This window comes from Chryseobacterium sp. AC405b, from assembly GCF_979258685.1.
On the sequence record NZ_OZ409877.1, the window covers coordinates 1353116 to 1364889 of the forward strand.

At 34.1% G+C, this 11774-nt stretch carries 12 protein-coding genes and 1 pseudogene; 5 read left to right on the top strand and 8 right to left on the bottom strand.

Going from position 1 to position 11774, the window contains the following annotated elements; all coding sequences use genetic code 11:
- Positions 1-52 precede the first annotated feature (52 nt).
- Together ACZZZA_RS06515 and ACZZZA_RS06520 are read left to right on the top strand one after the other, a co-directional pair.
- The gene (locus ACZZZA_RS06515; protein WP_162087549.1) at positions 53-433 is read left to right on the top strand and encodes a RidA family protein; all 381 of its coding nucleotides are present in this window, start codon (positions 53-55) and stop codon (positions 431-433) included.
- Complete coding sequence (locus ACZZZA_RS06520; RefSeq protein ID WP_463430375.1) at positions 433-885, top strand: hypothetical protein; 453 nt, start codon at positions 433-435, stop codon at positions 883-885. Before ACZZZA_RS06515 ends, ACZZZA_RS06520 begins: the two co-directional genes overlap by 1 nt.
- Before the next feature lie 63 nt (positions 886-948).
- On the opposite strand, the gene ACZZZA_RS06525 is transcribed toward ACZZZA_RS06520, so the two are convergent.
- Complete coding sequence (locus ACZZZA_RS06525) at positions 949-2478, bottom strand: trypsin-like peptidase domain-containing protein (protein WP_463430376.1); 1530 nt, start codon at positions 2476-2478, stop codon at positions 949-951.
- Between the two features lie 294 nt (positions 2479-2772).
- On the opposite strand from ACZZZA_RS06525, the pseudogene trhO reads away from it, so the two are divergent.
- Together trhO and ACZZZA_RS06535 are read left to right on the top strand one after the other, a co-directional pair.
- Positions 2773-4141, top strand: a pseudogene (gene trhO / locus ACZZZA_RS06530) (oxygen-dependent tRNA uridine(34) hydroxylase TrhO).
- Positions 4142-4146: 5 nt separating this feature from the next.
- Positions 4147-4719, top strand: a complete 573-nt coding sequence (locus ACZZZA_RS06535) for a 5-formyltetrahydrofolate cyclo-ligase (protein WP_463430377.1) — start codon at positions 4147-4149, stop codon at positions 4717-4719.
- On the opposite strand, the gene ACZZZA_RS06540 is transcribed toward ACZZZA_RS06535, so the two are convergent.
- Together ACZZZA_RS06540 and ACZZZA_RS06545 are read right to left on the bottom strand one after the other, a co-directional pair.
- Positions 4671-5258 (bottom strand): hypothetical protein, encoded by a 588-nt coding sequence (locus ACZZZA_RS06540; protein WP_463430378.1) that lies wholly within the window; start codon positions 5256-5258, stop codon positions 4671-4673. The genes ACZZZA_RS06535 and ACZZZA_RS06540 overlap by 49 nt on opposite strands.
- Positions 5242-6408 (bottom strand): hypothetical protein, encoded by a 1167-nt coding sequence (locus tag ACZZZA_RS06545; RefSeq protein ID WP_463430379.1) that lies wholly within the window; start codon positions 6406-6408, stop codon positions 5242-5244. Before ACZZZA_RS06545 ends, ACZZZA_RS06540 begins: the two co-directional genes overlap by 17 nt.
- Before the next feature lie 183 nt (positions 6409-6591).
- Here ACZZZA_RS06545 and ACZZZA_RS06550 point away from each other — a divergent pair, with 183 nt between their 5' ends.
- Positions 6592-6825: a hypothetical protein gene (locus ACZZZA_RS06550; RefSeq protein ID WP_463430380.1), complete on the top strand. Its 234-nt coding sequence runs from the start codon at positions 6592-6594 to the stop codon at positions 6823-6825.
- A gap of 80 nt (positions 6826-6905) precedes the next feature.
- On the opposite strand, the gene ACZZZA_RS06555 is transcribed toward ACZZZA_RS06550, so the two are convergent.
- The 5 genes from ACZZZA_RS06555 to ACZZZA_RS06575 all read right to left on the bottom strand — a co-directional run bounded on the left by ACZZZA_RS06555 (position 6906) and on the right by ACZZZA_RS06575 (position 11642).
- Positions 6906-7676: a TrmH family RNA methyltransferase gene (locus ACZZZA_RS06555; RefSeq protein ID WP_463430381.1), complete on the bottom strand. Its 771-nt coding sequence runs from the start codon at positions 7674-7676 to the stop codon at positions 6906-6908.
- A 52-nt stretch (positions 7677-7728) separates the two neighbouring features.
- A complete protein-coding gene (locus ACZZZA_RS06560) occupies positions 7729-9222 on the bottom strand; it encodes a DNA recombination protein RmuC (protein ID WP_463430382.1) in 1494 nt (497 codons plus the stop codon).
- Between the two features lie 137 nt (positions 9223-9359).
- Positions 9360-9884: a YciI family protein gene (locus ACZZZA_RS06565; protein ID WP_463430383.1), complete on the bottom strand. Its 525-nt coding sequence runs from the start codon at positions 9882-9884 to the stop codon at positions 9360-9362.
- 12 nt (positions 9885-9896) lie between these two features.
- Positions 9897-11075, bottom strand: a complete 1179-nt coding sequence (pncB, locus tag ACZZZA_RS06570) for a nicotinate phosphoribosyltransferase (RefSeq protein ID WP_463430384.1) — start codon at positions 11073-11075, stop codon at positions 9897-9899.
- 90 nt (positions 11076-11165) lie between these two features.
- Positions 11166-11642 (bottom strand): Dps family protein, encoded by a 477-nt coding sequence (locus tag ACZZZA_RS06575; RefSeq protein ID WP_463430385.1) that lies wholly within the window; start codon positions 11640-11642, stop codon positions 11166-11168.
- Positions 11643-11774 lie beyond the last annotated feature (132 nt).

Genomic DNA, 11774 nt, shown 5'->3' on the forward strand with positions numbered 1-11774 from the left:
TTTCACTTGTAGTGAAGATGGTGTGATATACATAATATAATAATACCTACTTATGAAAAAAATAATATCTACTACTAATGCTCCGGCAGCTATCGGACCTTACTCACAGGCTAATTTTGCAAACGGAGTTTTATACATTTCAGGTCAGATTCCTGTTGATCCTGCTACAGGAAAATTGGTTGAAGGCATTGAAAAAGAAACCCATCAGGTAATGAAAAACCTTGAGGCAATTCTTACGGAAGCAGGAATGACTTTTAAAAATGTCGTAAAAGCGAGTATTTTTCTTAAAAGCATGGATGATTTTGCAGTGATGAATGACATTTATGCCTCTTATCTTGATGCCGAAAGCTATCCTGCTCGTGAAACAGTACAGGTTTCTTGTCTGCCGAAGAATGTTGATATCGAAATTTCTATGATCGCACATCAGGATTAATGAGTTTTATCAGAAATACATTTGCCGTATTAGTAGGTCTTGCGATTGCAGGGCTGATCATCACGCTGGGTATAAGAGCTTTCCCGAAATGGGTGACTTTTGAAGCTTTTGCACCTTTCGAGCATTGGCAAAGATTTTTGGAAAGCATGAAAAATAATGATGCTTTTTTTGGCTTTCTTCTTTTTATTTCGGGATTGGGAAGTACGGTAGGTGGAGTTGCCACGGCTATTATCGTAAAATATGCTAAAGTGGCGTATGCAATTTTGATTGGTTTTATCATGTTGTTTATCGCAATGCTTGATGTGGTAGTTTTCCCTTATCATCCTACTTTTTATAAAATTTCTATATTTCTCATATTTTTTCCGTTTGCCTGGATGGGTGGTAAAATTGTAGAAGTCATCTATGAAAGGAAAAAGAAAAAAAGAATCGCCGATAAAATGAACAATCGATAGATTTTAAACATAAAAAACGCTGCAGTTACCAACCGCAGCGTTTTTATTTTCCTGAATATTCGACTAAGGCATCTTAAAACCTTTAGTATACATTCTTCCAAAGTTATCTACAAATTTTACCTGCACATTTCCTTGGTATTTTTCTAAAATTTTCTCTACATCTTTTTGAGAGTTAACCGGCTTGCCATTGATTTCGATAACGATATAATCATCTACAATACCAATCTTAGCCATTTCTCCAGCTTCCTGTACATTCTTTGTAATAACTCCGCTGTTTAATCCGTATTCGGTCTTAAATCTGTCATTTAAGGGCTCAAAGTCTGCACCTATTTTTTCTGTAACACTCAGGTCTGCTTTTGATCTCGAAGATATTCCACCTTTCTGATCTTTCAACGTTACGGTTGTTGAAGCTTCTTTTCCGCTTCTAAGGTAAGTTACCATTACTTTATCTCCGGGACGTTTACTTCCGACAGCAATTGATAAGTCTGCAAAGTCTGTAACCGGAGTGTTATCAACTTTTGTAATGATATCACCGGTTTTCAATCCCGCATCTTCAGCACCACTGTTGTCTGAAAAACCTGTTACATAAACCCCGGAACCAACTTTAATATTGGTTTTTTTGTCTCTGTTATAAAATGCTACTTGCTGATCGTTTGAAAGATCTAATGAGGTAACTCCTAAGAATCCTCTTTGTACGATTCCGAATTTTTTAATATCCTCAACTACTTTTCTTGCCAGGTTTGCAGGAACGGCAAATCCGTAACCTTGATAATATCCTGTTGTGGATGATATTGCTGAATTAATTCCAATCAAATCTCCATTCACATTGACCAATGCACCTCCTGAATTTCCAGGGTTAATCGCTGCATCAGTCTGAATAAAACTTTCGATAGGATTATTTGCTTTTCCTTGTCCGCTCAAAATTCCGATTCCTCTTCCTTTTGCAGAAATAATTCCGGCAGTCACGGTAGAATTTAAACCTAACGGATTACCTACTGCCAAAACCCATTGTCCCACATCGATATTATCTGAATTGGCAAAATTTAAAAACGGAAGACCTTTTTCCTCAATTTTTAATAACGAAATATCAGTATTTGGATCTGTTCCTACCAAAGTTGCGATGTAAGATTTTTTATTGCTTAAGACAACTTCAAGCTTGTTTGCTCCTGCAACAACATGGTTATTTGAAATAATATATCCATCTGCTGAAATGATCACCCCTGAACCCATTCCTGAAGGCATATTCTCTGGAGTTTGCTGTTGCTGCCTTTGTTTTTGCTGCCCTCTTCCGCCAAACGGATCACCGAAGAAATAATCTAGTAAATCCTGTTCAGATGCTCTGCTCGAGCTTCTGGTCTGAAAGTTTTTAATGGTTACCACAGCTGGAACTGTCGTTTTGGCAGCTTTCACAAAATCGTCTCCTACTGCTCCGGTATTCATTCCTACAAAAGATGTATTGCTGGCTTTTGTGAAATAAGATTGGTCAGCATTATCAGAATCGTGACCTAAGTATTGTTGTACGCCAACGGTAGTAGCTCCTGAGATAACCCCTACAACGGCAAATGGTAAAAGTTTTTTTAAAGTACTCTTCATTGTATGTCTTGTATATTTAATTATTATGAATTACTGAATGTAAATTTAATGCTTAATAAGTATGCAATTAGTATGCTGTGTTACTGTTTTAACTAAAATTTAACGAGTATTGTGCCATTTTGTATATCAGATCATAATTGTTAAAATCTTTATTAACATAGCTTAAGATTTTATTAGAGAAAATTCTGACAATTTTACCATCTTATAAATCTGAGATCTGTCATATTGTATTCGTGAATAATCTAAAATCTTTATATTTGCAGAATTATTTTTCTCACTTAAACCGTTTATAGCATGCAACTGTACAACACCTTAAGCGCAGAAGAAAGAGCTCAACTTATTGATGAAGCCGGTAAGCAACGTCTTACTTTGTCTTTCTATGCGTATGCCAAAATTGAAAATCCCAAAAAATTCCGCGACGAACTCTTTATAGCCTGGAATGCACTTGATGCTCTCGGACGTATTTATGTTGCCCATGAAGGAATAAACGCTCAGATGAGTATTCCTGCAGATCATTTGGAAGCTTTTCGGGATACGTTAGAAGCTTATGATTTTATGAAAGGAATTCGTCTAAATGTAGCAATAGAGCAGGATGATCATTCTTTTTTAAAATTAACCATCAAAGTAAGACACAAAATTGTCGCTGATGGTTTAAATGATGAAACTTTTGATGTTACCAATAAAGGAATTCACTTAAAGGCTCAGGAATTTAATAATTTGCTGGAAGATCCGAATACTATCGTTGTAGATTTTAGAAATCATTACGAAAGTGAAGTCGGGCACTTTGAAGGTGCAATTACTCCGGATGTCGAAACCTTCAGAGAAAGTCTGCCTATTATTAATGAACAGCTACAGGATTTTAAAGAAGATAAAAATCTATTGATGTATTGTACCGGAGGAATCCGCTGTGAAAAAGCAAGTGCTTATTTTAAACATCAGGGTTTTAAAAATGTGTTCCAGTTAGAAGGCGGAATTATTGAGTATACCCGTCAAATCAAAGAAGAAAATATAGAAAGTAAATTCATTGGGAAAAACTTTGTCTTTGATCATCGTTTGGGCGAGAGAATTACCGATGATATTATTTCACAATGTCACCAGTGCGGCAAACCTTGTGACAACCATACAAATTGTGCAAATGATGCCTGTCATCTGTTATTCATTCAGTGTGATGACTGCAAAGCAACAATGGAAAATTGTTGTTCTACAGAATGCTTAGAGATAACACATTTGCCTGCAGCCGAACAGTTAAGGTTAAGAAAAGGCTTACAAGTTGGAAATAAAGTTTTCAGAAAAGGAAAATCAGACGCTTTAACTTTCAAAAATTCCGGAGACTTACCCGATAAACCTTTAGCAAAAACAGAAACGAAAAATATTCGCCAAAAAATCACCAGTAAAAAAACATGGGTTGGAAAGGCCGAACATTATTACACAAAATCAAAAATTGCACAGTTTTTAATTGAGCAAAACGAACTTTCAGTGGGTGATAAGGTTTTGATTTCTGGTCCGTACAACAGGTCAGCAGGAAATTACAATTACTGAAATTTTTGTAAACGGAGTACCTTCTGATACCGCCAAAATAGGTGATCAAATCACTTTTGAACTTCCATTCAGAGTTCGTCTATCGGATAAACTGTATAAAATTTTGCAGGATAAAAATGCATAATTATCATGTTGAAAGCTGAGCTTAGAAAAAAATATATGCAAAAAAGAAAAGCCTTGTCGTTCGATGAGGTTTTCTTTCTGTCTGATCAGATTTTTGAAAATTTCATTCATTATTTTAAACCAGTTCCGGAACAAAAAGTCCATATCTTTATTCCGATTGAAAAATTTAATGAAATAAAAACAGGTATTTTTATTCAATATTTTCTAAGTCTAAATATTCGCGTTTTTGTTCCGAAAATTATAGAAACACAATTAATTTCTGTTGAAATTTTTGCCGAAACAAAATTTGAAACGAATAAATGGGGAATTTCAGAACCTGTTTCAAATATAAATTCTGAAGTATATAATTTCGATTTTATCATCACTCCGCTTTTATATTGCGATAAAAAAGGAAACAGAGTAGGCTACGGAAAGGGTTTTTATGATGGTTTATTTAAAAACATTTCTAATCATTCAAAAAAAATCGGAGTTAATTATTTTAACCCCGATGATATGATAGATGATGTTTGGGAAAATGATATTCCCTTAGATTATTTGGTGACTCCAACTGAAGTGCTGTCTTTTTTTGAAAGTTGCTGATAAAAATTGACGAAATAAAATTTAAATTCTTTTTTTAACTTCAGGTCTTTTGAAACCAAAGTATATTGTGCGTTTTTCTCAAATGTGCCTATAGATTTGTTTCTGTTGTCAAAATATTCTACATTGAATTTTACCAAATCCAAAGTGTCCTGATTCTGCACCTCTTTATAAACCTTTAAATTATTCACTTTTACTGTTTTTACTTTTAAGCTTTCCAGATCTTTAAATAATGGTTTAAAGGTGAGGCTGTCAGGTTTTTGAAAATACCCCTGCATTTGAGAATAAATGGTTGTATCGATTTCTGTATTCCGGTTTCCTGAAAGATACAAAGTAGAAAGTTCCAAAAGCTGTTGAACTTTTTGGGTGGTGATGTCATTAATAACTTTTATACTGTCCATTTGTACACCTGGATATGATTTTTTGTTACTGCTGTTTCTTAGTTTATCTAAATCACTGATGCTTTGATCTTCTTTTTTTACACATGATGAGAGTAAGCCCATCAAGATGACCAAAATCCAAAGTTTATTTATTGTTTTCATTGGTTGAGATTTTAAATTTGATGGAAATTATTTTTCCGTTTTTATCTTTTTTCATTTCGATCACAGAAAGGTTTTTGAGGGATGTTGTAGGGGTAGTAACTAAAGTGATGTATTTCTGCTTGTCTAAAGTCTCAATCCCATATATTTCATTATCATAGACTTGAGAAATTATAGCATCATTGCTTATACGGCTTTCCAGCTGACGTCTTTTTATATTAATCTGTTCTGATGGATTTCCTGACACATCTTTAGTAGAATAATAAAACACCGCCATTTTATAATCATCAGGTTTCAGTTCAATGGTTTCTTCTTCAGGAGCATCCTCAAGATTTCGGTTGATTTCCAGATTTTCATACACTGTCGAACTGATCTGCATCTGTATGTTATTATCTTTTGTTTGATAATAAAAGCATTCACCAGGTTTGATTCTATAAAACAATGGTGATTCGTTCTGTTTGATCACTTTTATTTCAATCGTGCTCTGTACCTTCTGATTTCTGTCAGCATCCGTAAAACAGTACGTGTAAGTTTTTTGGAAAATTTCATCTTTAAAACCTAAAATCCCTAATAAAATCACGAAAAGTGATGTTGCGGCAATCCATGCTGTTTTCTGATAGGTGTTTTTTGGTGTTTTGGTGGTGCTTTTTTCAGGATGAATTTCGACAGCTGTTTTTTGTTCAATGTTTTGATTTTCAGTAGCTATTTTTTGTAAATCACTGTTTTCAGGTGCTTTTGTTTCAGCTATTTTAGAAGGATTTTCACTTTTTGGAAGATTCAGAGCACTCGAAATAGTTTTTTCTAATTCTCTTATGTCATTTTCATCAAGATCTGTCTCATCCTGTAATAATTCTCCGGCAAAAAGATGTTGCTTTTTAAAATCGTACCATGAGGTGTAACCTGCATAAACACTGAGTAAAGTAAGCATGTCGATGCGAGGCAATTTGGTGACAGGAGAATTTTTAAAATAGGTGTAGAATGTTTTTTCGCTGATGTTCCCTTTAGCCCTTTTTCGAAGATCTTCCTGGAAATATATGATATCTATACCCTTCCATTTTGATATATCATCATAGGAAGGAGAGTGTTCTTTCAGATATTGAGCTTGCACATCCTTTTTTAGCTGCTCAAAGTGTAGTAAATCTAGATCAGTCAATTTGTTAATATAATATTAATGTATTGATTATCAGTTATATTTATTTGTAAAACTGTTTTACAAAGGTATTACAATTATTTTTCATAAACAAATTTTGAATCTGCTATACCTTTGTCTTGTTCAAATAACCGAACAGAGAAAAAGATTTAAAAACAATATTAACAAAATTAAATTTAATTTATTATGAAAAAGTCATTATTCGTAGCTGCTATCGCTGCAATCTCTTTAGTTGCTTGTAAGAAAGGTGAAGCTACAACTTCTACTACAGATTCATTAGAGCAAACTGCTGATTCAACTCAGACTGCAATTGATTCTACTGCTGATGCTACTATCGATTCTACTAAAGCTGCTGCTGATATGAAGAAAGATAGCGTTGAAGTTAAAACTGACTCAGCTAAAGCTGCTGTTAAGAAATAATTTCTAGCAACTGCTAAAAATAAAGAACCGTTTCGCCCAGCGAAGCGGTTTTTTTATGCTCAATATTGAGTTAACAGTTGTTACTGACTTTTCTTCTGTTTCAAGGCTTCATAGCAGGTAATGGCTACAGCATTGCTTAAATTCAACGAATCAATACTTCCGATCATCGGGATCAAAGTGTTTTTTCCTTTTCCGATCCAATATTCACTGAGCCCTGAATGTTCGGTTCCGAATAAAATTGCTGATTTTTTTTTGAAATCTCTCTTATACAGGTCTTCAGAAGTCTCATCCATAATAGTGGTGTAGATGTTGAAATCATTTTTCAACAAAAATTCCAAAGTTTCCTGATTGTCTGCCTGAAAAACTTCCATTCCGAATAAACATCCCACACTGGAACGAATCACATTCGGATTATAAAAATCTGTTTTGGCATCTGCAATAATTAAAGCATCAATTCCGAAAGCTTCGCAACTTCTCAAAATTGCTCCCAAATTTCCAGGTTTTTCAACGCCTTCTACGATAATGACCGTTGAGTCGTTTTTAGATTTAAAAGTATTTAAATCAGATTCTTTTGCTTTATAAATTCCGATAATCCCCTCAGAACTTCCTCTGTAAGCTATTTTTTCATAAACTTTCTCAGAAACGTAATGGATTTTCTCTTTTGGAAGTGTTCCTTTAAAAATATTTTCGCAAATAAAGAATTCTTCAGCTACAAAATGATATTTCAGAGCTCTTTCGTTTTCCTGTTGACCTTCAACGACAAAAACACCAGATTTCTTTCTGAAACGGTTGTCTGTCAAGAGCTTTGTGATGTTCTTTATTTTTTCGTTCTGAAAACTTTCGATGATCATGATTGCTTATCAATATATACTGCAAAAATAATTTTTAAAAATCATTTATCCATCATAAATCATCATTTATGCTGTTGATCAGACTTTGCGGAAGTTCTTTTTTATTTTTGATTCCTAAAGATTTAAGTTTTTGGGTTTGAGAAATCAGGTTGTCGTTACCTGTTGATAATTGTTTGAATGCATCGTTGTAAACATTTTTTGCCTGATCAATATTCTTCCCGACTTTCTCAAGATTTTCTATAAAACCCGCAAATTTATCATATAGTTTTGCGCCACGCTCTGCAATCTCCATAGAATTTCTGTTTTGATATTCTCTTTTCCAGAGATCGGCAATCAATTTCAGTGATGTAATCAGATTGCTTGGATTGAGAAGTAAAATTCTTTTCTCATAAGCAAAGTTCCAAAGATTTTGATCAGCCTGCATTGCAGCAATATAAGCAGGTTCGCTTGGTATAAACATCATCACAAAGTCCAGCGATTTTCCGTAATCATCGTACGCTTTCTGACTTAGTTGACTGATGTGAGTTTTCATGGAAGACAAATGTTGATTGAGTTTGATCTGATAAACATTCTGATCCGTTTCGTCAACGAGTTCTGTGAAAGCTGTCAATGAAACTTTAGAATCAATAATGACATTTCTTTCGTCGGGATATTTTACTACAGCATCAGGACGCATTTTTTTACCGGAAAATTCCGAAAACAAAGCTTTGTTATCTTCATCTCTCAGTTCATGTTCCAGAAAATACTCTCTTCCTTTTACCAACCCGGATTTTTCCAGAATGCTTTCCAAAATCATTTCCCCCCAGTTTCCCTGGGTTTTGCTTTCACCTTTTAATGCTCTGGTCAATTTTTTGGCATCTTCCGAAATCTGTTGATTGAGTAATGCTAATTCTTTTACTTTTTCGCCTAAAGAAAAACGCTCTTTGTTTTCCTTGTCATAAACTTCGTTCACTTTATTTTTCAAATCTGTAATTCTTTCCTGAAATGGATCAAGGATGTTTTTAAGATTGTTCTGGTTAAGCGTTGTAAATTTTTCAGTTTTTTCTTCTAAAATTTTATTGGCTAAATTTTCAAACTGGAGTTTTGATTCCTCCTGAATTTTAGTGATTTCCTCTTTTTGAGTCTCAAGAGAATTTTTCAGACTGTTGTTAATAGCTGAAAGTTCAGAATTCAAAGCAAGAATTTCCTGTTTTTTGTCTTGGAGTTCTTTAATCTGAATCATCTGATCGTTATAAATCTGTTTTTGCTCTTTTAACTGAATGTCTAATGAAGATTTTTCCGCGGATATTCTGGAAAACTCGCTTCTCAAATCATTGAGCAAATCGTATTGACGTAAGTTTATTTCTTTTTCATTATTAATATTTTGACTTAATTCATTCATCTTTAAGATTGAATTTTCAAGATCTGAATTATTTTTAATGAATAAACTATTAAGCTCATCGTAAGAGTTCCTGGAAACCGTTGAAGATTTTAGGATAAAATACAAAATAACAGCACCAATAATTCCTCCTGAAATAAATCCAATGATTAAATAAGTCGTCTCCATTTTTCAAAATTACAAAAGAAAAGTAGGATTTGATTATGGGAAACCGTCAAAATTTTAGTTGAAACGAAATCTATTTTTCATGCTGGTTTAGTTTTAATTAAAAATAAGAAAACCTCACATATTTGCGAGGTTTATACTTAAGGATTTTCTTTCGCAATCTCATCGTGATGCTTCAGATATAAAGGCAATGCAGCGGAACCGTACCAAGGAAAAATTTCATAATTGAAAACACCTGCAGCAACAGCGGGATCTGTTTTTACCCAAGATTCAGCTTCTTCTTTAGATTTTGTATTGAATATAAACATTCCTCGGTATTCTCTTTGGTTTTTTCCTGAAAACGGTCCGGCAACAACTATTTTTCCTTCTTTGGCGAGTTTTCCGATGTTTTCCATGTGGCCATTCATCAGTTCGGTCATTTTAGCTTTGTCTTCAATTTTCGCTGTACCTGTTGTCAGCATAACGATTGTGTAAGCCTTCATTCCGAACTTATCTGCTCCGAGAGAATCAGCCAATTTTTGATTAAACTCTGAAGTTTTTTCTGCAACTGAAATGTTTTGTCCTGGTTTTCCATCTTTACCCGGTTTTCCATCTTCACCTTTTGTGTAGATAAAACATGAGGTTAGCGTGGAGGAGATTAAAATTAAAAGGATTATTTTTTTCATCATTATATGTTTTTAGTCTTTAATTCTCAAAAATTCTTTTGCCAGCTCGATCATTTTCGGATCCCCGGTGTATTTTCCGTGTTCGTCGGATAGTTTCACCGTAGGAATCCATTCTTTGTTGAGAGCCTGAACTCCGATTAATTTCATGACGATATTCATTGGTTTCAGACCTACATCGTTGGTGAGATTGGTTCCGATTCCGAAAGAAACTCCGATTTTTCCTTTGCAGTAATTGGTGATTTCTCCTACTTTTTCTAAGTTTAAATTATCTGAGAAAATGATGTATTTAAATAAAGGATTAATTCCGTTGCTTTGATAATGAGTAATCGTCTTGTCGGCAAATTCAAACGGATCTCCGCTGTCGTGACGCACACCATCGAAAAGTTTAGCAAATTTTTTATCAAACTGCTGAAAGAAAACATCAGTTGTATACGTATCAGATAGTGCGACTCCCAAATCGCCCCTGTAGACATCAACCCAATGCTCAAGAGCTAATTCGTTGGCCATTTTGAAACCAAACTCGGCTCCGTGAAACATAAACCATTCGTGAGCGTGGGTTCCGATAGGCTTTACATTGTACTTCATCGCAAAATGTACGTTTGAGCTGCCGATAAATGTGGATTCTTTTTTCTGCGTTAAAGCTTCCATGACCAAATTCTGAACTTTATACGAATGTCTTCTTCGGGTTCCAAACTCCGCAAAATTAACTCCCAATTCATTCAATGAATTTGCCTTTTCCAGTGTTTTGCTCATCACCACATCGTTAGAATCTCTTTCCATATGATTCATCTCGTAATGCAATTCGCTGATTAAAGCTAACAATGGTACTTCCCAGAGAATTGTTCTGTACCATAATCCTTCAACAGTTACTCTCAAGTCACTTCCTGTCTGAACTATTTTTACCTCTGAAGGATCGTAATGATAACCTTCCAAAAAATCTAAATAAGGTAAATTTAAATAAGGACAGGTTTTAGCCAGAAATTTCTTTTCTTCCTTTGTGAGTTTCAATTCTGCCATTTTATCGACAATCATTTTCAAAGCCAAATCAAAACCTTCAGGGAAGTGGTGTTTTCCCCGGTTGATAAATTCGTATTTTACAATTTGACTTGGGAAAAGTTTGACAACCGCATTTTGCATCGTAATCTTATAAAAATCGTTGTCAAGTATAGAATTGAGTCGTATTTCGGACATGTTTTAATTTTAAATAAATGTAATAAAATAAATAAAAAAATCGCCTTTTTTCAAGGCGATTTTTATCATCAGCAAAATGATTTTTGTCTTTTATTTTCCTAAATATGAATTGTACATCCATACTTCTTTTTCCTGCTCGGTGATATAATCGCTCATCTGCGAGTTGGTACCTTCGTCTCCTGCCTTATCAGTAATGTCTAAAAGTTCTCTTTGTAAATCGATAACCACTTTGAAAGAGTTTAAAATGATTTCAACACTCTTGTTTCCGTCAGAAACTTCTTTGCTTTCTTTGATCGTTGAAACCTGAAGATAATCTGAATAATTATGAGCAGGAGTCGCTCCTAATGTGAGAATTCTTTCTGCAATCTCATCAATTTTTAAAACTAAACTGTTGTACAGTTCTTCAAATTTCGGATGAAGAGTGAAAAACTGTTCGCCTTTGATATTCCAGTGAGAACCTCTGGTGTTTTGGTAAAAAACCGAATAGTTGGCTAAAAGTATATTGAGTTTTTCTGAGATTTTTTGGCAATCTGCTTCTTGCAAACCGATAATATTGGCATTTTTCATATGTTTATTTTTTAATAACTTAATTGGCAGAAAAAATTGTGCCGTTATCGTCTTCAAATGATTGATGATGGTTATCTTTGGTATTTTTAAAATGTATTAGGTATGTTCTCGGATGTTAAAGTTGGTTTAAAG